We start from the raw sequence: 23,237 nt of genomic DNA on the forward strand, positions 1-23,237 counted from the left end.
AATGACACAATATAACATTAAGTGATAAAATTGATCTAAGTAAAATCAAAATTATATTATGAATATAAAATGGAAGGATTGAAAAATGAACAATTTCGCCTTTGATTACCCATCAATACAAATAGGCCATTCTCTCATTTTACAAGCAGACTGTTTCGAGTGGCTAAATCGAATGCCGGAAAATAGCATTCATGCAGTTGTGACAGATCCGCCTTATGGTGTGAAAGAGTATGATTTCGAGCAAATTGCCAAACGGGAAAACGGAAATGGTGGAGTTTGGAGAATTCCACCTTCGTTTGATGGACATCAGCGATCGCCTTTGCCAAGATTTACCGCACTCACTCAGAAAGAAAGAGAAAAATTGAAGTGCTTTTTCATGGAGTTGGCTCAATTAATAATGCGCGTTATACTCCCTGGCGGTCATGTTTTTATTGCCAGTAACGCCTTTCTTTCTCAGTTAGTTTTTGCTGCTTTAGTTGCTGGTGGCTTAGAATTTCGCGGTGAATTAATTCGACTGGTGAGAACGCTTCGCGGTGGCGATCGCCCAAAAAATGCCGAACAAGAATTTCCCAATGTATCGTCAATGCCTCGTGGATGTTACGAACCTTGGGGTATTTTCCGCAAGCCGATACCTTCAGGGATGAAAGTTAGCGATTGCTTGCGAAAATTTCAAACTGGAGGATTAAGAAGAAACGCCGATAGCAACCCATTTAATGATGTAATTTTCAGCGAAAGAACACCTCAGGAAGAACGGGAAATAGCCAATCATCCAAGCATCAAACCCCAGTCTTTTATGCGCCAAGTAGTTTATGCTTCTCTTCCTCTAGGTGAAGGAATTATTGTCGATCCTTTTATGGGTTCAGGTTCCACAGTCGCAGCAGCAGAAGCAGTTGGTGTTTCCTGTATTGGTATTGAGAGATATCCCGAATATTACGAAATGAGTCGCATTGCTATTTCTAAATTGGCAGCAATGGATATTTCATCGCAAAAGACTGATTTCAAAAAGCCAATTGAAGAGATAGAACACCAGCAATTGACATTATGGTAAACTAGGTTCTTGATAAATCCAATTTGCCATCATTTTATGGTAGCCAGAATTGTTGACACTGGCGGTAATGGTGCGACGACTATTTCCCGATCGCCCCGAAAAAGACCAATCATTTTTGTTCAGCATCGCCCCACAAACTTTCACAAAACGAAAAGGTTTTGGCTGAATATTTTTAACAGCATCACTAGGACGGTTGCTATCAAACACAAATACCATCAACCAAATTGCTTCTGGGTTGTGACCTTGCCATCCTCTCAAATAGCGAGAAGCTTTAACTTCTATACCTTCGCTAGCATATTGAACGGCATTATTAGGAAACATTCCTGCCGGAATTAGATCGGGATGACCGTTATGATATTGATTTTTAGCAATAGTGGAACAATATTTAGGGAGACTTGTAATCATAAATTCGCCAACTAAACTGCTAAAGTTGGCTGGCATTAGCATAGTCTCAAAGCGTTCTAATCCTCTTCCATATAATTGTTAATTGATGAAACCTAAAAAATCAACAAAATCATTCATTGCCAGCCGAATATGTTCCGTGGTACAGCTATACGTATTCGCATTAGGATTAAATCCGTTAGGAGCGACGGGGTGAGGTTCGCAAGCGATCGCATCCAGATTTTCACTCATTCATCCCTCACTATTCTGCAATATTTTTCTAATTCGTTCCCGAAACAAACGCACAGCGGATCTTTGCCCAATACTTATACTTTGCTCGATAAAACCAGGCACTTCTGCAATAGGTAAAAATGGAAAAGCCAAACTTGTATCAGTTTGCTCATATCTCCCCTCGACAAGTTGATAAACTTGCAAACTTTGGTTACGATATCTCCACAATTCAGGCACTCCCAGAGAAGCATAAATTGTGAATTTGTTTAAAGAAGAACTCGTATAGTCTGATTCTATTGCTAAATCTGGTAGTGGATCGGTTTGCAAGTCAATTATTTTACTTCTGACAAGGGATTCATTCTGAATGTAAAAACAAGTATCTGGTTCGATCGCACGGCGTAAGTCCTCCCGTTCCAGGAGTAATGCACCTAATTCCATCGTTTCTATTTCTAGCTCATCTGCTATAGCTGTAACAAAGTAAGCTAGCACTATCTTTGGTTGTTCGTGTTCTTGTAGTGGCATTCTGATTTCTAATACTCCTTCATCATAAGCAATTCTCCAAGCTCTGCCATCTCCGGCATCTGCCATCAACGCTTTATAAGTTTCCCATTTAATGCCATTCAAAACAATACTGTTTGGATGGGAAACTTTTTCTTTTGCAATTGTCGGTGTATTTACTGTCTGGACGTTCATTTTCTATTCCTCTTGTTGGGAAACCTAGAAACCCGGTTTCTTAGAGAAACCGGGTTTCTCAAACCTCTCTAAGAAACCGGGTTTCTATTTCTCGATCATATCTCATTCTTAGCGGCAGCAACCAGGTATTCTGGAACCCAAAATTTCTCGATCGACATCAAAATTGCCACAAGCATAAAGATATCAACTTATTGTCCGCCTAAATTAGGAGTTGGGAGGAAACCAAAAAATTGGTCATACTCTACAACATCCGCAATTATGTCATCGAAATTAGCTTCAAATTCATCAATATTTAGGCAGTGAATTGCTCCTTCATTTTCGTAATATTCCTCCTCGCAAGGAGTGAATTGTGAAGGTTTAATTTGCGCCAACAGATACTCCAGTCGCTCGAATTCCTCAATAGGAACGATCGCTGCTACCTCTGACCCAGCTTGCAGCAAAACAAAGGGTTTTCGCTCTAACATCACTTGCGCGATCGCATCTACCAAGTTATCCTTCACTTCCTCAGTCGTTAAACGGATAAATCCCTCATCCTCACCAACTGTCGCCGATTTCATCAAATTCTTCCCAAACTCTGAAAAAATTGCAAAATAGATTAAGTAGCTTATTCCCAGATTAACCCAAATCCCTATTTGAAAATCGTTTTGCACCTATGACCCATCCCTTCCTACAACGCCTCCACAGTCCAGAACGTCCTGTCATCGTCTTCGATGGCGCAATGGGAACCAACCTGCAAAAGCAAAACCTTACCGCTGCTGACTTCGGGGGGCCCGAATACGAAGGTTGCAACGAATACCTCGTCCACACCAAACCGGAAGCAGTTGCGATCGTGCATCGCGACTTTCTCGCCGCCGGTGCAGATGTAGTAGAAACGGATACCTTCGGTGCTACTTCCGTGGTGCTAGCAGAGTATGATTTGGCACATCAAGCCTACTACCTCAACAAAACTGCTGCGGAACTAGCCAAGCGGGTCGCTAACGAATTCTCGACGCCAGAGAAACCACGCTTCGTCGCTGGTTCGATCGGGCCAGGAACTAAGTTACCCACCTTGGGACATATCGATTTTGATACACTGAAAGCTGCATTTACTGAACAAGTAGAAGGACTTATCGACGGCGGCGTTGACTTACTAATCGTGGAAACTTGTCAGGATGTGCTGCAAATTAAGGCGGCGCTGAATGGAATTGAGGAAGTTTTCCAGAAAAAAGGCGATCGCATTCCTTTAATGGTATCGGTAACAATGGAAACCACGGGTACAATGCTCGTCGGTTCCGATATCAGCGCAGTACTGACAATTCTGGAACGTTACCCGATCGATATTCTCGGTCTAAACTGCGCCACAGGGCCAGACAGAATGGCCGAACACATCAAATATCTCTGCGAAAGCTCGCCTTTTGTGGTTTCCTGCATCCCCAATGCTGGTTTGCCAGAAAACATCGGTGGTCATGCACATTACAAGCTGACCCCGATGGAATTACGGATGGCGCTGACCAAGTTTGTGGAAGATTGGGGCGTGCAAGTGATTGGCGGTTGTTGCGGTACGCAGCCCGATCATATCGAACAATTAGCAGAAATTGGCAAAACTCTCAAGCCAAAAGAACGTCATGCCAGTTACGAACCATCAGCAGCATCAATTTATACTGCACAGCCCTACGAGCAAGATAACTCTTTCCTGATTGTAGGCGAACGGCTAAACGCCAGCGGTTCCAAGAAGTGTCGCGACTTGCTGAACGCCGAAGATTGGGACGGATTGGTATCTTTGGCGAAATCCCAAGTCCGGGAAGGGGCGCACATCCTCGACGTTAACGTGGATTACGTGGGACGGGACGGCGTGCGGGACATGAGGGAGTTGGCATCAAGGTTAGTAACAAATGTGACCATACCGCTGATGTTGGATTCGACGGAATGGGAAAAGATGGAAGCGGGGCTGAAAGTTGCCGGAGGTAAGTGTATACTTAACTCGACCAACTATGAAGATGGCGAACCGCGTTTCTTGAAGGTTTTGGAAATAGCTAAAAACTATGGTGCGGGTGTAGTAATTGGTACGATTGATGAAGATGGCATGGCCCGATCGGCAGATAAGAAATTTCAAATTGCCCAACGCGCTTATCGTCAAGCTGTAGAATATGGTATCGCACCTCAAGAAATCTTTTTCGATACTTTAGCATTACCAATTTCTACAGGGATTGAAGAAGATCGCGCCAACGGAAAAGCCACCATTGAATCTATCCGTCGCATCCGTCAAGAATTACCAGGATGTCATGTTATTCTGGGAGTTTCTAACGTTTCCTTCGGCTTAAATCCGGCAGCAAGAGTTGTGCTGAATTCCATGTTTTTGCACGAAGCAATGCAAGTAGGAATGGATGCAGCAATTGTCAGCGCCAGCAAGATTTTGCCCTTAGCGAAAATTGAGCGAGAACATCAAGAAATTTGCCTAAAACTGATATACGATCGACGGCAATTTGACGGTAATGTGTGCGTTTACGATCCTTTGGGAGAGTTAACCACACTGTTTGAAGGGAAGACGACAAAACGCGATCGGACTGAAGACAACAATCTCCCCGTAGAAGAACGCCTCAAGCAACATATTATCGACGGCGAACGTATTGGTTTAGATGCACAACTGACAAAAGCACTAGAAAAATATCGTCCTCTCGAAATCATCAACACCTTCTTACTGGATGGGATGAAAGTTGTAGGCGAATTGTTCGGTTCTGGACAAATGCAACTACCTTTCGTATTGCAATCAGCCGAAACCATGAAAGCAGCAGTGGCATATTTGGAACCTTTCATGGAAAAGCAAGATGCTGGCAATAATGCTAAGGGAACCTTCGTAATTGCCACTGTTAAAGGTGATGTCCACGATATTGGTAAAAACCTAGTTGATATCATCCTTTCCAATAACGGCTACAAAGTTGTAAACTTGGGGATTAAGCAGCCAGTTGATAACATCATTGAAGCTTATGAAAAGCATAAAGCAGATTGCATTGCGATGAGTGGTTTGCTGGTGAAATCAACCGCGTTTATGAAGGAAAATCTGGCGGTATTCAACGAACGGGGAATTACTGTGCCGGTTATTTTGGGTGGCGCGGCGTTGACTCCTAAATTTGTCCATCAAGATTGTCAGAATGCCTACCAAGGTAAGGTAATTTACGGCAAAGATGCCTTCGCAGATTTGCATTTCATGGATAAATTAATGCCTGCGAAAGTTGCTGGTAACTGGGATGATTTGCAGGGATTTTTGGATGAAATTACCACCGCAGATAAGCTCAAATTAACGCAGATAGAAGAAAAGTCTGCTAAGTCTAATGGTGAAGTTGTAGCTAAGGAACCACAGGAGGTTGATACAAAGCGTTCGGAAGCTGTGGCGGTAGATATTGAACGTCCGACTCCGCCTTTCTGGGGAACGCAAGTTTTAAAGCCGGAAGATATCTCATTAGAGGAGATATTCTGGTATTTGGATTTGCAAGCTTTGATTGCTGGACAATGGCAATTCCGCAAACCAAAGGAACAGTCAAGGGAAGAGTACGATAATTTTCTTGCTGAGAAAGTTTATCCTGTTTTGGAACATTGGAAGCAGCGAGTTATTGAGGAAAAGTTATTGCATCCGCAGGTAGTTTATGGGTATTTTCCTTGTCAGTCCGAGGGAAATTCACTGCATATCTACGATCCGGCTACCCCCCCTAACCCCCCCGTCAACAGGGGGGGACAAGAAAAAGAAAGCTCCCTCCCCGTAGACGGGGAGGGTTGGGGTGGGGTTCCGATCGCTACGTTCAATTTTCCGCGTCAAAAGTCTTTAAAGCGTTTGTGCATTGCCGATTTCTTTGCCCCTGTGGAATCTGGACATATTGATGTCTTTCCGATGCAGGCGGTGACGGTGGGGAATATTGCGACGGAGTTTGCACAGAAATTGTTTGCAGATAATCAATATACTGATTATTTGTATTTTCATGGTTTTGCTGTGCAAACTGCTGAAGCTGTGGCGGAATGGCTACACGCCCGCATTCGTCGCGAGTTGGGTTTTGCTAGTGAAGAACCGAATAATATTCGGGATATGCTTGCACAACGTTATCGCGGTTCGCGTTACAGTTTTGGATATCCGGCTTGTCCGAATATTGCAGATCAGTTTAAGCAGTTGGAGTTGTTAGGGGCCGATCGCATCAACCTCCACATGGATGAAAGCGAACAAATTTATCCCGAACAATCTACAACTGCGATTATCACCTATCATCAAGCGGCGAAATACTTCAGCGCTTAATTAGTGGGGTGGGCATTGCCCACCTTACTCAACATTAGTTTATGAGGATAGTATGGCAGAATTGAAGATTAGATCTAAGTATCCAGATTCCTTAAAATCGATCGTTGAAAGCGCACTTGCAGAAAAACTGCGATCGCTTGAAGCTGGTATCCGTCGAACTGAAGAACGGGTACGGGAATTTGAAGCTAAGTATCAATTATCTACGGAAGAGTTTCTGCATCGTTATGAAAATGACGAATTCACCGAAACTCTGGACTTAGATGAGTGGATTGGGGAAGCTTGGATGTTATCCCATTTGCGTGAAAAAAAAGAAAAAATAGAAGGTATTGAATTTGTTGATTGAATTAAGTATGATTGAGTTTGTTAATGGGAAATAATTTCCAGTATAATGGAAGCAAAGATAACGATCGAGAAGATAATATGGCAGAACTAAAAATTATTTGCGAGTATCCAGATACTTTAAAGAAACTTATAGAAGAAGAGGTAGCCCGGAGATTGCGATCGCTTGAAGATGGTATTCGACGCACGCAAGAACGCATTAAAGAATTTGAAAGCAAATATCAGATGTCTACAGAAGAGTTTCTGCGTCGGTATGAAAATGATGAAATTCAGGAGACTCTGGAAATAGATGAGTGGATAGGAGAATCTTTGATGTTGAAAGGGCTACAAGAAGATTTAGCTACATTGAGAGGAATTGAATTTGTTAATTGAGGATTATTTTCAGGGCGTCCGCAACATTATTGACGCTTGTTCGGTAGTGCGATCGAGCAACGTCAATTACGAAACGCGAAGCATTTATAGAGGCTTCATTCGTGGTGAACTAAACTTTTCGGATGGATCTGTTCTTTACCTGCGTGAGTTTGTGGATGTTGAAACAACGAGCGAGCGGGAAATGTACTCATATCATTATGAAGATGCCTCGAAAAATTTGATTTTTCGCTATGATAATACGAGGCATCACAAAAAACTGAATCTTCCAAATTATCCACATCATAAACATGATGGCAGCGAAGAAAATGTAATTTCCTCAAACGCGCCAATGTTGGCAGATGTATTGAATGAAATTGTGGTATCTTTGGGATAGTGTGGCATTTTTCATGGTTTATTAACCGTCCTGTATAATGAAAACACCGATAACGATCGAGAGGATAATATGGCAGAGCTTAAGATTATTTGCGAGTATCCAGACTCGTTAAAGCAATTCATAGAAGAAGCACTATCAAAAAGAATTGCATCGCTTAAAGATGGTATCCGACGGACTGAGGAACGCCTTCAAGAATTTGAAAGTAAATATCAAATGTCTACAGAAGAGTTTTTGCGACGCTTTGAAAATGATGAACTTCAACATCGATTAGATATGGAATTTGATGAGTGGGTTGGAGAATCTCGAATGCTGAAAATGCTAAACGACAAAGTAAATAAATTAAGGGGGGTTGAGTTTGTTAATTGAAAACTATTTCCAGCAACTTAGGGAGTTAATTGAATCCTGTACATTAGTGCAGTCGTTCAACCTCATACCTGCAACAAGAGGCGAGTCAGAAGGTTTTATTCGTGGTGTAATCAACTTAACAGATGGTTCAATGCTTTATTTGCGTGAGTTTGTGAATGTTGAAACGACTATCATCCGTGAAATGTATTCATATCAGTACATGGATGGCTCAAAAAATCTGAGCTTTCGCTATGACAACGTGGAACATCACAAAAAATTGAATCTCCCAAATTATCCGCATCACAAACATGATGGCAGCGAAGAGAATGTAATTTCCTCAAACGCGCCTATGCTGGCAGATGTATTGAATGAGATTGAGAGTTTGTTGGGATAGCGCGATCGCACGTCACCCCACTAAAATAAACATTCCCCACTCTACTCTAATTTTTATGCCCTTGCTGCCTTTTTCTCCAATTCATCTTTTGATTGATTTATCTCAGACTGAGATATTTCTGCGTCAGCAACATCATCCTCGAAAACTTCCGGGCAGTGTTTATTCAGATTTTCAATAAATTGCTCAGTGGTAATTTCTGCAAAATGCTTGCGAATCAGTTCAGCCGCTCTTTTGGGATTTGCCATTATAAAATTACTCCTTATAGTTCTATCAAACAAGAATCCTCAATTAGAGATGTATCTCTGACGGCTATTTGGATATGAGCGCGATCGAAAACAGCAGAATTAGGAAAAATACGCTCACCCTCCACGAACACACCTCGAATCGCGCGAATACTTTCTGCTTGTGGATTTAAGATTTGTTCAACTAGATAGTTGAAGTAAGCACAGTCTAACCTATGCGCTTTGGATATCTCTGGATTCTGCCGAGGTAAAGGTCTATTTGCTTGCCTGAACTCCTCCACAAATACAGTATAGGCTTCCCTGATGATGGGAAACCATTCAATGTCCAGTAAATCGATGCAGTCATCTAAGCGGATGGTGGAACGAATTACAGCCGGATTTGCAGGATGTTGCTGCTTGGCCCATTCCCAAGCGCGTACTGGTGCATCTTGGAAGAAGTAAACCCCCGTTCCTAGCCAGTCGTAGTCATTGGAACTAACGTTAAAACCCTGCTGAATAATTGTCGTCGCCACCTCCGTATTTGTACCGTGATAGCCGTAGACTCGAATTGTCTCAGGCACTCAGAACCTCCTCACTACCTTACCTTATGCGATCGTAGCCGTGCAGTTGACTATTAGCGCCTACAGCCTTCCATTTACATCAGTGTTGTGCCTCCAACACCTATTATCTGTTCTCTGATGTTAAATAGAACCAAAAATAGGGAAAACTTGAGATAGGGCTTTTCGACCAAGCCCTGCTATAAACAAGAGGTAAATAGACAATGCCAGCAATTACAAACTTTCGCAGCGATCCAGAAGCACTACACGATCTCTTGCAAAGCACAAAGGAGGGGGAAACTCAGCTACCTGACTTTCAACGCTCTTGGGTTTGGAACGATGAACAGATACGTAGCATCCTAGCCAGTATTTCTCTCTCATACCCTGTGGGAGTAGTAATGATGCTGGAAACAGGTAATCCTGATGTGCGATTTAAAACTCGACCAATTGAAGGCGTTACACTTAGCAATCCCATAGAAGCAAAGCGATTAATATTGGATGGACAGCAACGATTAACCTCTCTTGTCCAATCACTTCTTTTAGGCAAACCCGTCATCACTAAAGATGCACGAGGTAAAAAGGTTCATCGCTGGTATTATATTGATATTGTTAAGGCTCTTGCTCCCAATTTTGAACGAGAGGAAGCGATTTTAAGTTTGCCAGAAGACAAAATTATTCGCAATTTTCGTGGGGTTGTTGAGGAAGACTACTCAACACCTGAAAAAGAGTACCATAAAGGACTATTCCCGCTCGCACAAATTTTTGATTACGCTGCATGGCGTCGAGGGTATAATATCTTATTTCGCTACAATGAAGAAAGTCTCAACCTGTTTGACCGTTTCGAGGAAGAGGTTATTGACAGATTCAAGCAGTACCGAGTACCAGTTATCCTGTTGCGTAAGGAAACACCAAGAGAAGCCGTTTGTCAAGTTTTTGAGAAAGTCAATACTGGTGGTGTTTCTCTTACTGTTTTTGAGTTGATTACGGCTACTTTTGCTGCTGATAAGTTCAACCTGCGAGAAGATTGGGATAAGCGCGAAAAGGAACTGAAGAAATATCAGGTATTAAGGAATATTCAAAACACTGATTTCTTACAAGCGGTGACACTGTGTGCTACTTCTGAAAATCCTCCTGTAAGTTGTAAGCGCAAGGATGTACTAAAATTAAGTCTTCTGGAATATCAGAACTGGGCTAATTCAGTCACGCAAGGATTCAAACAAGCTGCAGAATTACTGCACACGCAAAAGATATTCACCGATCGCGATCTGCCTTACCAAACTCAGCTTACTGCTCTTGCAGCTATTTTAGCAGCACTGGTAAATCGCGCTAATAATGCTGAAGATAATGCCAAATTAATCCGTTGGTACTGGTGCGGAGTCTTCGGTGAACTATACGGCAGTGCTATTGAAAGTCGTCTCGCGAATGATTTCCAACAAGTATTGGAATGGATTAAGAACAACGGTTCTGAACCTGTTACAATTAGAGATGCTAACTTTGCTGCAAGTCGCCTACAATATCTCTACACCCGTAGAAGTGCTGCTTATAAAGGTTTATCTGCTTTGTTATTGCGAGATGGTGGCTGCGATTTCCACACTGGTTATCCTATAGACACTCTAAAAAACTTCGATCATCCTATTGATATTCATCACATCTTCCCGCGTCACTGGTGTCAAAAAAATGGTATTAAATCTGAATTTTACGACAGCGTAATAAACAAAACACCTCTTTCAGCTAAGACTAACCGCCAGATTGGAAGCAATGCTCCAAGTATTTATTTGCTCAAAATCCAGAAAGAAACAGGGATTTGTGAAACCAAAATAGATGAAATTTTGCGATCGCACGTCATCGATCCAGTTGCTTTACGTGCAGATGATTTTGATGCGTTTTTCCAAGCGCGTCAAAAAGCACTGCTTGAACGTATAGAGAAAGCAATGGGGAAAAATATTGTGCCTGTAGTCGATCTATCGGATCGATCAGACGATCCTGAGCAAGATGAGTACGACAACGACTTGGATAATGATGATGATTTGTCCCAAGCTATTTAGATTTTAGGAAGTGCGATCGCACTTCCCTCCGTGCTTTGAGGTAGTTATTCTATTGTAACGCTCTGTGCCAAACTCAATAATTGCTTTTCTGCGGCGGAGCGTTAATCTACTTACGTTAGTGGGACTGTCGCTGGCGAGTTATAGTTCAGTTTATTAGGATTACCTTAGCGAGCAGGCCATTTGGATCGTATATGTCAACTACTAAAAATCGTTTAGCTACCAAGTTATTGGGAAAAGTGCCGCTGCAAGCTATTCTGATTGTCCCTTTTGTGGTACAGATTGTTGGCGTAGTGGGACTCGTCGGCTATCTTTCGTTTACAAACGGACAAAAAGCGATCGCAGATCTCGCATCTAAATTACAGAACGAAGTCAGCTCGCGTATCGCTGGGCACCTCGATACGCTTTTAGCCACCCCCCGCCAAATCAACCAAATCAACCTGGATGCCTATGAGTTAGGCAACCTGAACTTGCAAGACCTCGATCGCACAATTAAGCCAAGCATCCCAGCAAACAGTAGAATCTCTACAGGAGACTAACCGGGTTCTTGACCAATTGAATGATACCACCCAAGTCCTACAGGGAATCATCTCCAGTTCGGTGGCATGAATTCCCAGCGCAGCGTGATTTTTTTCGTTTTCTCAAAACTAATAAAAAAGCACCTTTTTCAAGGTGCTAAAGACAACAACTATGATTCGATCGAACTTTTATTGATAAGTACGATTGTGGTTGCGAGTTCCGATAGATGCACCAACCATCGACGCCACTAAACCCAGTAATGAACCAAACACAAACGACCAACCAACTCTAGCAGCATTGCCAGCAATGTCGCGAGCTTGCTGTGCAGTGATATTGGGTGCCCTGTTCGGTACATTTACACCGCCTTGTTGAGCTTGATTAATCACTTCTCCTGCATTAGATGCAGCGATTCCAAAAGTACCGCCTACCCCACTTGCCAACAGCCAAGAACCAATTATTAGAGTCGTTGCCCAAAGAATTGCACCGTTGAGAAGGGCTGTACTGCGGTTCATCGGGCCGCTGGCACGGGCTGTAATCCAACCACCAACAAATAAGCCAATCAATAAACTGATAATTGACCAAATGCCTACGCCGATACCAACATCATCTGCATTCGATCTGGGAGCCCCTGAATTGGCAAGACTGCTCAAGCCAATAGCAGCACCCAAGGCACTTAAAATCAATTGAGTAGTTAAGGCAACCAAAAGACCTGAAATAATCGGCCCCCACCGCACGCGGTCGTGGTACTCAACGATTCGATTTCCGACTACAGGATCTACTACATCTGGCGCTCGATTGCCGTAAGCCATAACCTATTTCCTCCCCTATTCTCTATATGCGGTAAAGCTATCTTTAGTACTAATCAGCCTTGAGCTTTACTTTAGGGTTAGATTTACGTGGAGGATATCTACCACTAGAAGGAATCATTGGCTCTATCGAAAGAAGGAGATATAATAGTCACTGGAAACTTATAGCGATATCAATGGATAAATACTTATTGTTTCGGTTAATCGATGGGGTTTGAAAATTTTCAAGCCAAAGATAAATTAATAATGGTTTTTATATAGCAATTTTTAATGAAGTGAAGGTTGTCAGCTATTAAAACTTAATTCCACTCAGCTAAGGTTAAGTGAATCAGCAGTACTGACTGATTCCATCTACCTCTACAAACGTAGCTTGACGGCAGTGCCGATCGCAGTAATCAGGAGCAAAACACCGCTTTGGTCAACGTTAATTGTGCCCGTATCCACCTCGATACCGACGATCGCATTTGCTCCCAGACGCTGGGCTCGTTTTTCCAACTCGGCTATAGCTTCGCGCTGTCCCTGCTCAAACACCTTCTCGTAGCTACCAGTACGCCCACCTATTACATCTCGAAGGCCAGCAAAAAAATCACGTAATGCGTTGGTGCCATATACTACTTCCGCAGTGACAATACCTAAATAAGCTTGTATTTCCGCCCCTTGGACGATATCAGTTGTTGTCACAATCATCGTTTGTCCTCATAGGTGATAAAATTACCATTTAAGGTTATTATAATCAGCCGGTTCCCAAATCCAATTATTCCCGATCGAATATCGAAGCAATAGTAGCACTCTCGTAATGGCAGAAACACAAGGAAAATCTACCGTGCAAAAGCAAATCTTGTTCGCGATCGGTCTCCTGCTATGGGGAGGAATGGCGGTAACGACGCCGCCAGTTGCCCAAGCTGAAGAAGAATACGATCCGAGTACAGACACTATTTATCAGCTTCCTAGCGATTCTAGCGACGATGGGCTGAGTAAATTGCTACAGGATGCCCGTACTTTGGTGCAATCTGGAAATTTTGGACGTGCTTTAGCGATTTATCAACAGGCAGCTAGCTTAGATAGCAAAAATGCCCGTATTTATTCTGCTATCGGTTATGTACAAGCACGTCAAGGAAATTACCAGGCAGCAGTCAATGCTTATCAACAGGCAGTTGCTCTTGAACGCAGCAATGCAGAGTTTTATTACGCTCTGGGATACAGCCTTGCCAGCGCAGGAGACAACCGGGGTGCCGCCGCAGCTTATCGGCGTACCACCCAACTCGATCGCAATAACCTGAAAGCTTTCATGGGACTTGGCGCGGTTCTCTTCCGCCAGGAAGACTATCCGGGTGCTATGCGAGTCTACGAACAAGCGATTCAGCTCGATCCTAAGAGTGTAGAAATCCGTGCATCGATGGCTTCTATCCTGTTAAAACAGAAACGGTATCAGGACGCTATTAATGTGCTACAGCGAGCTGTCAGCCTTGAGCCGAACAATAGCAATTTGCAGTTCAACCTGGCTACCGCCTACCTCGCACAAGGTAACCAGAGTGCCGGATTGGCTGCGTTTGAACAAGCTGCGAACCTAGAACCGCGTAACGCCGAGATTCATCTGCAAATTGGCAAGCTACGACGTTCTCAAAATAATCTTGAAGGTGCTTTAGCCGCCTACCAGCGAGCTGTGGCAATAGACTCGAAATTAGCAGAAGCACACGCAGGTATCGGTGAAATTTTGCTACAGCAGCAAAAGTTTCAGGAAGCGGTTGCCGCTTATCGTCGTTTGACTAAAATAGTACCCCAAGAACCAACCGCTCACTTTAATCTGGGTATAGCTTTGAGCAGATGGGGACGAGGATCGGAAGCGATCGCATCTTTTAACCAAGCCCTCAACCTTTATCAGCGTCAAGGGCAAAGCGAAGGAGTACAAAAGGCCCAAGCCGCTCTTAGAGAACTCCAGCAGTAATTTAGGAGTCAGCTGTGGGGTGGGCATTGCTCACCCTACTTAAGAAATGTCCGATCGCCCAAAGGTGTGATTTAACCAATCTTATACTGAATTAGTATTATTACTGTATTGTGCTGAGTGAGTAAGTACAAATAGTATTTCTACTCAGCAGTTTTACCTACACTCTGTTTTTGGTTTCAGTAGATTATGTATATATTTCTCTGAAAACCCGGTTTCCGAATCCCGATTCAGTTGCCACAACTACGTATTTATTTCCAAGAAACCTGTTCTGGAACGTAAATACTCAATTTATCGGTGCCTACCTAATTAAAATTACCCATCTACCCAGTTTGCCAATGCTGCTATCTCTATTGAAAAATAAAAGAAAAAGTGGTTGGGTAGTTCGCCATATCTATCTATAAACGTAGGACTGAGGAAGTTATGGAAATCAAACGCGAATACGAAGACAAATTGCCTTTTAATTGGAAAAGCGATTCAAAAAAAGAGAGCGATCGATTATGGCTGCAAGACATTATCGACAACACAGCACCTTTTTCAGACCGATGGGTAAAAGCTCGGATTGTGCAACTAGCCTATGAGTTAGACTCTGAGGAAAAGATTGCCGGTGAATTGCAAAATGAGTTGAAAGAACAATGCCAGAAAACAAATGAGCAACCGGAGCAGTATCGCTCTTTTCAAGAAGAAGTTAATCTAGAGTATGTGATTGACACTCTGAATAAATGGAAAGGTAAAAGATTCAGGCAGACAAGCGCTCGTAACTTTGACGTTTACGCCTACAAAAAGAATCCTAATGTCTTTTTACTAATCAGCAAGACAACGAGTTCTTTGGATGTGAACCGCAAATTGCCCCCAAACAAGCTTTTCCGCGCCCTATTCAATGTCGATGAATTAGCCAGACTCATACAAGACGGTAAAGCAGAGCGTTTAACGTTACGAACCCACGGTTATGCCACGCCATCTGAAAACTTTTACAAAGGCTTTCGTAAAGAAGCCGATCGCCTGAGTGAGATAGCCCAGAACGGTCACTTTTATATTGGCTACAGTTGGCCTAGCGAACAGCCGCTACCTGTGTTTAAATACTTGGATGGATTGCTTAGCAAACTGGCTGTGTTTTCGCAACAACCAGATAAAAAGCCTTTAAAAAAGCGGGATAGACAAATCGACATCCGGTTAAAGTTTCTATTTTTACTAGCTTTGATTGCAGGCATTGTTGGCACCGTGGCAAATGGTCTCCTGTTACTAGGAGAAATGCTGTTTGATTTCCAGCTATTAAGTTTTTTGCCCCAGTGGGTTGGAATCAGTAGCGTTGTCTTTTTGCTTTGGGGGCTAGCCTTTTGGCTGTTGCGACAAACAAGCTACCAAGGCGATCGCACCAGGGCAATTTACTATGGAGTGCCGGACTTAGCAGAGTTCTTTTGGCGTCTAGATAAGGGGCTGAGCGAATTTGCGCCCGGTTGTTCTCTGAAAGTCAATATGGTTAGTCACAGCATGGGTGGCTTAGTGATACTAAACGTCCTGTGTATTTTGTGCTACCAGTTCCGCAAGGACGGTCAAAAAGACCATAAATTTGGCGATCGCTTCACACTCGATAAGTTAATTTTGGCTTCGCCGGATGTTCCCCTAGAGCTGATGCGGCAGGGTCGGAGCAATTATGTTCGCGATGCCTTGAATTGCTGCGATCAAATTTACTTGATGAGCAGCGATCGCGATATTGTCCTGCGCTACCTTTCCAATGTTGGCAACTGGTTTACCGAACCCAGCATTCAAATGTCCGGTTTGCGGCTGGGAAATGTTTATTTGAGAGAAGATTCCCAAGGAAAAATTGCTCCTTGGGTTCGCGCAATGTTCTATTCCCAGCCTACTTTACAGCCCACTTCCGACCCCGAACTGTTTGACAAGTTGAACTACCTGGATTGCTCTCGAATGGGTAGCAAAAAAGGCCGTGGTGGAGTTAATGGCATTCGGTCGGGACTTGCAAAAATTTGCCTGGAAAAATTACAGATTGACATTAATCTCAATGGAATGTTCATCGACCTAGCAAATGCCATTAGGTATTTTTATGACTCGACTTTGTATCGGTTAAAACGAAGCGATATAGACGGTTTAGATGTTCATGGTGGTTACTTTCAACAGGAAACGATCTCTTTCGAGATTTTGGAGTTTTTGCTCAAAACCCAACTAGAGGAAACGGATATCCAAAAGCAACTTGAGATAATGACTGGCGATCGCAGCGAGATTCGCTTCTTGCCAAGTCACAAACCAGTCGAACAGCCAGCAAACCAGTTAGTTGACAGCATCGACTGAATTTCCCAAGCGCTGGCGGAGGATAAATTCAGCTAGAGCTAAATCTACAGGCGTCGTCACCTTCAAATTCGTTTCTTCTCCTTCCACAATCAACACCGGAAAACCGCATTTTTCAAATAAAGCGGCGTCATCTGTAACTTCCCAACCCAGGTGACGCCCTTTTTCGTGGCATTCCTTCAATAACTTCACATCAAATCCTTGCGGTGTCTGGGCTGCCCACAACCGATTGCGATCGGGCGTATCTTTAATAAATTTAGCTTCATCGACGATTTTGATGGTGTCCTTGACTGGCACCGCCGCAATCAAACCTTGATGTTGAAAAAGTGCCTCAGCACAGCGATCGAACAAATCTGGCGTCGCCAAACACCTAGCACCATCGTGAATTAATACTTTTTGCGCGTCCTGCGGTAGTCCCTGTAAACCGTTATACACCGATTCCTGACGGCTAGCGCCTCCCTGAATAAACTGCACCGGCTTAGTGAGGGACAGTTCAGCTAAAATAGCTGTCAAATCTGGGCGATCTTCCAATTGACAAATAATCCCAATCCAATTGATAGTAGGGGAAACTTCCGCTGCCATCAGCGTCCAGGTAATCAGCGGCTTGCCTAATAGAGTTAGCAAAAGTTTATTGCGTTGGGTGTAGCCCTGCCGGAGGCACTCGCTGCCCATGCGACGCCCCATACCAGCTGCCGGAATTAATAAATGCACTGCCTTTTTCGATAGTTGTTCCACTGGGTATATCTTCCATTAAAATGAGGAGCGGATAAGCCTATCTAAAGTATTATGCGTGTAGTAGCCCTAGTTCCAGGCGGAATTGGCGATCAAATTCTGTTTTTTCCGACCCTTGATGACCTGAAGCGTAACTACCCCGAAGCCGAAATTGACGTGGTTGTAGAACCTCGGTCTATGGGAGCGTACCGAGTCTGCAAGTCTGTCTCTGAAGCGATCCGGTACGACTTTAAGGATCGCAACAGTCTGGCAGATTGGGGCAACATACTAGGTACAATCCGCGATCGCGAGTATGATGTCGCCCTTTCATTGGGAAAAAGCTGGCTAGTCGGTATATTGCTGTGGATGACAGGGATTCATACGCGGGTTGGCTACAGCGGTAGCCCTGGTGCGAGCTTTCTCACCAGCCCTGTTCCCCTCAAAACAGAGCAGTATGCGGCTAGTATGTACCACGACCTCCTGCAAGGTTTGGGCATTGGTACGCCAACTCCTGAGTTAGCGATCAACGTACCAAAACAAGACATTGAGTGGGCCCAGAGAGAACAAAAACGACTGGGGATCGATGAAACTGGCTACGTACTGATTCACGGCGGTTCCAGCCAACTCTCAAAAGATAAAGGTATTGACAAAATCTACCCAGTTCGGCACTGGCAGCAAATTATTCAAGACTTGCAGCAGCGGCAACCCGATATGCCGATCGCGATCGTTCAAGGACCGGAGGATGTCCAGTTTGTCAGCAAAATGTTACAATCCTTCTCCAACCTCAAGGTAATCGCACCAACAGATATCGGTAAATTGGCAGCTACGATCGCCGGTGCGAATTTGATGCTGTGTACCGATAGTGCCCCTATGCACTTGGCTGTCGCAGTTCAAACTTATACGATCGCCTTATTTGGCCCGACCGACCCGAAAAAATTGCTGCCAAATAGCGATCGCATCCTCAGCATCACATCCCCCACTGGCAAAATGGCCGACATCTCACCCAAAGAAGTTCTCCAAAAGGTTTGGGGCGGCTAGGGGAATTTTAGATTTGAGATTTGAGATTTGAGATTTCAAAACTTTACTTTTAAATCTGAAATTTTAAATCTGAAATCTGAAATTCCCATCAAGCAACTATACTCCGCACGGGCACAAACTGTTATTTTTGATGTGTAGGGGCGAAGCATTCCGGTAAATATCTTTGGGTTCAACCAACAAATTATTACCGGAATGCTTCGCCCCTACTGCTGGGTTAAAAAAGCTCGTTCTATGACCGTGCTAAGTATATTAAACCTCGACGAACAAACCGCTGCGCCCAAACTCCTCTTCCTCCGGCGTGAAGGCGGGAGCTTTATCATCTATAAGTTGGGGGTCAAAGCGGTATGTTTCCTGTAGGAATTGTCCGTCGATCGCAGCTGACTCCAAATCCTTAATGTAATTGTCTGCGATCGCACAAGCCCTCTCAATCCTTTCCTTTTCCCCCTTTTCTACAAGCTTTTGCAATTCCATTCTCAATCCTGCCAACCGTGCCACAGGTTTGAGCAAACCATAGATGCGATAGATGCGATCGGTGCCAATGCTGATATGCTTGAGCGCATTAGCTCGTGCCAGCTCCGCATCAAGGCTAGGCCAATAGCGGCTGGTGTAGAACGCTTTCTCATCCTTGTGATACCACTCTTCCGAGCGAGCGATCGACGATGAAACCGTATTATGCAGCTTCCAGAAGAACAAGCGCAGGGAGGGACCATCCACCACCGTGGACAGCTTTTCATCTAGCGATACCTGAAAATCAGTGTCCACCGGATCGCGCCCTAGCAACAGGTACTCCATCGGATACATATCTACTTCTTTGTTCTGCACCACATAAGCGTTGAGGTGGTGGCGGCAGTAAGGACAGGGGTACATACTCGCAAACAGTTTGAAGAAGTCCTTGAAAACTCCTACCAGCGCTTTCTGCTGTTCCGGTGTCTTGGTGCAAACGATCTCGGCACTGGTATGGAAAAAACGCCACACGGCAGGGCCAATATAGTAGGGGAAGCTGACGCGCATCTGGGAGTTCTTCACCTCGCTGCGGCCCATATATATGTCGATGAATGCCACATACTGGGAGAGTTCACCGGACTCGCGCCCAAACTCCATGCGTTCGCGCCGTTTCTGTACTCCATTCAAGTAGTAGCTTGTGAAACGCCATGCCTGCTTGAGCATCAGCTTTTGTTTTGGAGTGCATTTGGCAAAGTTTTCGGCCAAATCTACCCCAAAGCGATCGAATTCCCCCGCCTGCTTAGCGGACTGATACCAATTGTCCAAACTTGCTTCATCCGGTACTGTGTTGGTTTGGATGTCCGCAGCAGTACCGACGCTGAACGCCGCCAACAGCTTCGGCATGAAGTCCTCATACCAATAAGCTACTGGCATCATCGCACCATCCACGGTCTCTAGTGCATTGGAGAGGATGACGCGATTCCACTTTTTCAGATAATCTTTCGGGTCGCCCTCGGATACATCTGGTGGTGGCGCTAGTTCTTGCTTTAATTCCATCTCCCTGAGTCGGTTAAGTTCGTTGATGGCCAGCACGCCTTCCACGATGTCGCCCAAGTTGAGTTGCTTCTTCTTCATTGTGATCGCAAACTCGACTCCCGCCGCAAATTTCTCTTTGACATTGGCAGACTTACTGCGAGATTCCAACATCGCTTTTTCTTCTGCCAGCATTTCTGGAGTTTTTTCGATTGTCTTCCAGTTCTTGATGCGATCGTGCAATCGGGCGTACTCATCTTCGATCGATTTAACTACTGCATCCAAGACGGGATAGCAAGCTTCTTCCACCACGCCTAATCCTTTGTACAGTGCGATCGCTGTCTTGACAAACTGCACAAAGTCAATAATTCTGTATGGCAGGTTTCTGACCCGCAAGTGAGTTTGGTGGTTGGCGGAGAAACTTTCGCGGAAAGAGCGGTATGCTGCACCCTGAAGCAAGCGGAACAAACCAATCTGCATTTGCAGGCGCGAAGTACCGCGCTTCGTGTCACTCTGGGGGTGTTGGGCGAGTAGTTCTTTGAGCCGCGCTACTTCCTCTTCTTTAACTAGAGGTGTTTCCTCTGCGGTAGAGGAGGCAGGATCGACAGCTGTATCCATGCCAGCAGCGATCGTACCCGCGATCTCATCTGCTGTGTTAGCGGAACTTGTGCTTGTTTGGGTCTCACTGGCAGAGAAAATAGGTGAATCTGTATAGCCTGTGGAAATCTCTGACTCTTCTGGAACTAGCTTGCAGAACTCGTCAAAGTCAATTGAACCGTCGCCATCGCGATCGACTTCTTCCAACATCTCTTTGAGTTCATCATCTGTGAGTCCAAACTTGCTCATCACACAGTGCAGCTCGTCTGCGGTAATTTGACCGCTACTGTCCCGATCGAAGACGGTAAATGCCAGCTTGAGACGGCTTTCCCTGTCTCCTTGCTTGGACACCATCAGCGCTTTGAACTCCTCAAAATCGATCGTGCCAGACAAATCAACATCTACTTCCTTGATCGTGTCCCGCAGCTCCGTCTCCGTGGGATTGTGTCCGAGCGATCGCATCACCTCTCCCAGTTCCTCTGTAGAGACGGCACCGCTACCGTCCGCATCAAAGACTTGGAATGCTTTCCAGAGTCTCTCCACCTCTGCCTCATCGATCGCCTTTTTTTCAAACTCGGTAGATGTCATAATTTTTTCCTCCAACTTTCGGATAAATTGTAGCTCAGTACAAAAGTATGTTTTAAAATCCTGTTTGAGACTCCATATTATGAATAAAACTTATCAACCTAAGTAGGTCACACCCCTCAAAAAAGTCCCTCAGTTCCAGAAATCATCAATTTTAAGGTTTTCAATTTCTGTTTGGATATCTTGAAAAAAGCCACTTTCGGTAATCTGGGCAACCTCTTGCTTGCGCTTTTGGTGGTCAATCTCTATCTTTAACTCTTGTAACTGGCGTTTGAGTTCTTCCTCTTGCAGCTTGCGTGCTGTGACATCCTGGATCAAACCTTCATAATAAAGGACATTGCCACTGCTATCCCGGACGGCGCGAGCATCTTCCTGCACCCAAATTATACTGCCATCTTTCCGATAAGCTCGATACTCAAAATTTTTCACTTTCCCCTTTTCCTGCATCTCGGTATAAAACTCTTGCAAGCTGCTTGAGTCTACATAAACTTGACTGGCAATGTTACTAACTGTAGCGATCATCTCGTCTGGAGACTCATAACAATAGATCCGGCTCATTGCCAGATTTACGCTGATGTAATGTCCATCTGGGGCTGCCTGGAAGATCCCCTCCAGCGCGTTTTCAAATATACTGCGATAATTTTCTTCGGCAATTTTGAGTTCTTCGTTTTTGGCTTCTAGGGTAGCAAATGACTCTAGCAGTTGGTCTGCCATACTGTTAAATGAATTGACTAGAATCCTCACCTCTTTTAGTCCTTCTTCCTCCACATTTTGGTTGAGTTTACCGCTGGCAATAGATTGCGCGGCTTGACTCAACCTGAGAATAGGTTTCGTAATCCAACGAGAGATGAAGATTCCCACAATAGTTGCCAAACCCAAAGTGGCAATACACATAATAATTGTATGCTGCCTATTTTTGTAAATTTTTGCCATAAAGTCAGATTCGGGAACTACTACCGCCACCTGCCAATTGAGCCCTTTATCGTCCCGGAAAGGCAAGAGTCTTAAAAATTGTCGCTTGCCGTCTATTTCAAATTTTATATGCCGCGCTTTTTTCAAGTTATTGAATATTTCTGAATGGGTAGCTAAATATGTAGCTGTAGTTCTCGTAACTGGGTTGCTACTTTCTGTTGCTTTGAACATTTCTCTTTTACCATCTTGAGTACGAAATGGTATTTCATCGGTAGAAGTGGCTACTAATCTTCCCCGATCATCAATAATAAATGCTTGTCCTGTTTTAGCAATGTTAAGGCTCCGCAAGAATCGACCAGTACTGTTCAGACGTAATGACGTAAGCATGAGTCCTTGTAGTTGCCCTTCTCGATCGTACAACGGCTCGGTAGCAACAACTAACAAAGTAGGCTCTATAAATGAGGGATTAATTGCCGAATTCCAACTAGCTTTTTTGGCGTTAATTCCCTCTTTGTACCAAAATTGATGTGTGTACCAATATCGCCTTTCTAGCTCAGATTCATTGTTGGGTATGACCTGGTTAATTGTAGTGCGATCGCCCTTTTCGTCCGTATTGTAAAAAGTAAAATTGTAGTTGGTGTAATCATCTATTTCGAGTCGGAGTATAGTGCCATTTTCTGTACGGTCTACTCCTCGTACTCTTCCATCTTTGTTAGCGACTATCGTGTAGTTTACTTCTGGATATAACTGGACTAGCCGCCAAAGATATTTCTCCCAAGCTGATATATCTTTCATACTTAAAAGCCCGCTTTCTATCGCATTCAGTTTGATTTTATTCACCTGATGCGGAATTTCTAGGTAGTTATTTAGATTTTGTTCGATGCGAGCGGAAACTTCATCCATTAATTTATTGGCAAGCTTATTGACTGCTTTCTCGCTGTTTTGAAAGGAGAGATATCCCACTATTCCCACAGCCCCGACAATTTGCACGACAAAAGGGACAATCATGACAAGTTGGAGGGGAATTTTTCCTAAAGGTTCGGCAATTGACGATTTGAGAGATTTCTTGGACATGAGGTGACTCGCTCAAAGG

The 23,237-nt window shown here is 44.1% G+C and carries 23 protein-coding genes; 12 read left to right on the forward strand and 11 right to left on the reverse strand.

The genetic code is table 11. The annotated features are described in order from the left end of the window. The first annotated feature begins 85 nt into the window (after positions 1-85). Positions 86-1,048 (forward strand): DNA-methyltransferase, encoded by a 963-nt coding sequence (locus LAY41_RS24385; protein ID WP_249103758.1) that lies wholly within the window; start codon positions 86-88, stop codon positions 1,046-1,048. Here the strand turns inward: LAY41_RS24385 and LAY41_RS24390 are convergent. The 4 genes from LAY41_RS24390 to LAY41_RS24405 all read right to left on the reverse strand — a co-directional run bounded on the left by LAY41_RS24390 (position 1,040) and on the right by LAY41_RS24405 (position 2,910). After that, entirely contained in the window at positions 1,040-1,489 is a 450-nt protein-coding gene (locus LAY41_RS24390) for a hypothetical protein (protein ID WP_249103761.1), read from the reverse strand. The two genes, LAY41_RS24385 and LAY41_RS24390, sit on opposite strands and share 9 nt — an antisense overlap. 42 nt (positions 1,490-1,531) lie before the next feature. Continuing rightward, positions 1,532-1,681, reverse strand: coding sequence for a hypothetical protein (locus LAY41_RS24395; protein ID WP_249103762.1), 150 nt, complete (start codon positions 1,679-1,681; stop codon positions 1,532-1,534). After that, positions 1,682-2,353 (reverse strand): Uma2 family endonuclease, encoded by a 672-nt coding sequence (locus tag LAY41_RS24400; RefSeq protein ID WP_249103765.1) that lies wholly within the window; start codon positions 2,351-2,353, stop codon positions 1,682-1,684. 188 nt (positions 2,354-2,541) lie between these two features. Beyond that, complete coding sequence (locus LAY41_RS24405; RefSeq protein ID WP_249103767.1) at positions 2,542-2,910, reverse strand: type II toxin-antitoxin system Phd/YefM family antitoxin; 369 nt, start codon at positions 2,908-2,910, stop codon at positions 2,542-2,544. 95 nt (positions 2,911-3,005) lie between these two features. Here LAY41_RS24405 and metH point away from each other — a divergent pair, with 95 nt between their 5' ends. The 6 genes from metH to LAY41_RS24435 all read left to right on the forward strand — a co-directional run bounded on the left by metH (position 3,006) and on the right by LAY41_RS24435 (position 8,434). Next, on the forward strand, positions 3,006-6,611 hold the full coding sequence (gene metH, locus LAY41_RS24410) for a methionine synthase (RefSeq protein ID WP_249103769.1): 3,606 nt from the start codon (positions 3,006-3,008) through the stop codon (positions 6,609-6,611). Between the two features lie 52 nt (positions 6,612-6,663). Beyond that, positions 6,664-6,954, forward strand: coding sequence for a hypothetical protein (locus LAY41_RS24415; RefSeq protein ID WP_249103772.1), 291 nt, complete (start codon positions 6,664-6,666; stop codon positions 6,952-6,954). Between the two features lie 23 nt (positions 6,955-6,977). Beyond that, on the forward strand, positions 6,978-7,322 hold the full coding sequence (locus LAY41_RS24420) for a hypothetical protein (protein WP_249103775.1): 345 nt from the start codon (positions 6,978-6,980) through the stop codon (positions 7,320-7,322). Further along, a complete protein-coding gene (locus LAY41_RS24425; RefSeq protein WP_249103778.1) occupies positions 7,306-7,695 on the forward strand; it encodes a toxin-antitoxin system TumE family protein in 390 nt (129 codons plus the stop codon). Before LAY41_RS24420 ends, LAY41_RS24425 begins: the two co-directional genes overlap by 17 nt. A gap of 69 nt (positions 7,696-7,764) precedes the next feature. Continuing rightward, positions 7,765-8,061 carry a nucleotidyl transferase family protein gene (locus tag LAY41_RS24430; RefSeq protein ID WP_249065171.1) on the forward strand — a complete coding sequence of 99 codons (297 nt, stop codon included), beginning with the start codon at positions 7,765-7,767 and terminating at the stop codon, positions 8,059-8,061. Beyond that, on the forward strand, positions 8,051-8,434 hold the full coding sequence (locus LAY41_RS24435) for a toxin-antitoxin system TumE family protein (protein WP_249103782.1): 384 nt from the start codon (positions 8,051-8,053) through the stop codon (positions 8,432-8,434). Before LAY41_RS24430 ends, LAY41_RS24435 begins: the two co-directional genes overlap by 11 nt. Positions 8,435-8,487: 53 nt before the next feature. Here the strand turns inward: LAY41_RS24435 and LAY41_RS24440 are convergent, their stop codons facing one another. Both LAY41_RS24440 and LAY41_RS24445 read right to left on the reverse strand, forming a co-directional pair. Beyond that, positions 8,488-8,679, reverse strand: a complete 192-nt coding sequence (locus LAY41_RS24440) for a hypothetical protein (protein WP_249103786.1) — start codon at positions 8,677-8,679, stop codon at positions 8,488-8,490. A 14-nt stretch (positions 8,680-8,693) separates the two neighbouring features. Then, positions 8,694-9,236 carry a poly(ADP-ribose) polymerase family protein gene (locus tag LAY41_RS24445; protein ID WP_249103788.1) on the reverse strand — a complete coding sequence of 181 codons (543 nt, stop codon included), beginning with the start codon at positions 9,234-9,236 and terminating at the stop codon, positions 8,694-8,696. Between the two features lie 200 nt (positions 9,237-9,436). Here LAY41_RS24445 and LAY41_RS24450 point away from each other — a divergent pair, with 200 nt between their 5' ends. After that, positions 9,437-11,257 (forward strand): GmrSD restriction endonuclease domain-containing protein, encoded by a 1,821-nt coding sequence (locus LAY41_RS24450; protein WP_249103790.1) that lies wholly within the window; start codon positions 9,437-9,439, stop codon positions 11,255-11,257. Between the two features lie 191 nt (positions 11,258-11,448). After that, positions 11,449-11,793 (forward strand): hypothetical protein, encoded by a 345-nt coding sequence (locus LAY41_RS24455; protein WP_249103792.1) that lies wholly within the window; start codon positions 11,449-11,451, stop codon positions 11,791-11,793. A 168-nt stretch (positions 11,794-11,961) separates the two neighbouring features. Here the strand turns inward: LAY41_RS24455 and LAY41_RS24460 are convergent, their stop codons facing one another. Both LAY41_RS24460 and LAY41_RS24465 read right to left on the reverse strand, forming a co-directional pair. Next, positions 11,962-12,582 (reverse strand): hypothetical protein, encoded by a 621-nt coding sequence (locus LAY41_RS24460; RefSeq protein ID WP_249103795.1) that lies wholly within the window; start codon positions 12,580-12,582, stop codon positions 11,962-11,964. Between the two features lie 354 nt (positions 12,583-12,936). Then, positions 12,937-13,266 carry a YbjQ family protein gene (locus tag LAY41_RS24465; RefSeq protein WP_249103796.1) on the reverse strand — a complete coding sequence of 110 codons (330 nt, stop codon included), beginning with the start codon at positions 13,264-13,266 and terminating at the stop codon, positions 12,937-12,939. A 109-nt stretch (positions 13,267-13,375) separates the two neighbouring features. On the opposite strand from LAY41_RS24465, the gene LAY41_RS24470 reads away from it, so the two are divergent. Together LAY41_RS24470 and LAY41_RS24475 are read left to right on the forward strand one after the other, a co-directional pair. Then, positions 13,376-14,524: a tetratricopeptide repeat protein gene (locus LAY41_RS24470; protein ID WP_249103799.1), complete on the forward strand. Its 1,149-nt coding sequence runs from the start codon at positions 13,376-13,378 to the stop codon at positions 14,522-14,524. 420 nt (positions 14,525-14,944) lie between these two features. After that, on the forward strand, positions 14,945-16,828 hold the full coding sequence (locus LAY41_RS24475; RefSeq protein ID WP_249103801.1) for an alpha/beta hydrolase: 1,884 nt from the start codon (positions 14,945-14,947) through the stop codon (positions 16,826-16,828). Here the strand turns inward: LAY41_RS24475 and ispD are convergent. Further along, the gene (ispD, locus tag LAY41_RS24480; protein ID WP_249103832.1) at positions 16,808-17,536 is read right to left on the reverse strand and encodes a 2-C-methyl-D-erythritol 4-phosphate cytidylyltransferase; all 729 of its coding nucleotides are present in this window, start codon (positions 17,534-17,536) and stop codon (positions 16,808-16,810) included. The genes LAY41_RS24475 and ispD overlap by 21 nt on opposite strands. A 75-nt stretch (positions 17,537-17,611) precedes the next feature. On the opposite strand from ispD, the gene LAY41_RS24485 reads away from it, so the two are divergent. Next, entirely contained in the window at positions 17,612-18,574 is a 963-nt protein-coding gene (locus LAY41_RS24485) for a glycosyltransferase family 9 protein (RefSeq protein ID WP_249103805.1), read from the forward strand. A 249-nt stretch (positions 18,575-18,823) separates the two neighbouring features. On the opposite strand, the gene LAY41_RS24490 is transcribed toward LAY41_RS24485, so the two are convergent. After that, entirely contained in the window at positions 18,824-21,235 is a 2,412-nt protein-coding gene (locus tag LAY41_RS24490) for an EF-hand domain-containing protein (RefSeq protein WP_249103808.1), read from the reverse strand. A gap of 129 nt (positions 21,236-21,364) precedes the next feature. Next, positions 21,365-23,218 (reverse strand): PAS domain S-box protein, encoded by a 1,854-nt coding sequence (locus LAY41_RS24495; protein WP_249103811.1) that lies wholly within the window; start codon positions 23,216-23,218, stop codon positions 21,365-21,367. Positions 23,219-23,237 lie beyond the last annotated feature (19 nt).

The organism is Argonema galeatum A003/A1 (genome assembly GCF_023333595.1).
In the GTDB taxonomy this organism is placed as follows: domain Bacteria; phylum Cyanobacteriota; class Cyanobacteriia; order Cyanobacteriales; family Aerosakkonemataceae; genus Argonema; species Argonema galeatum.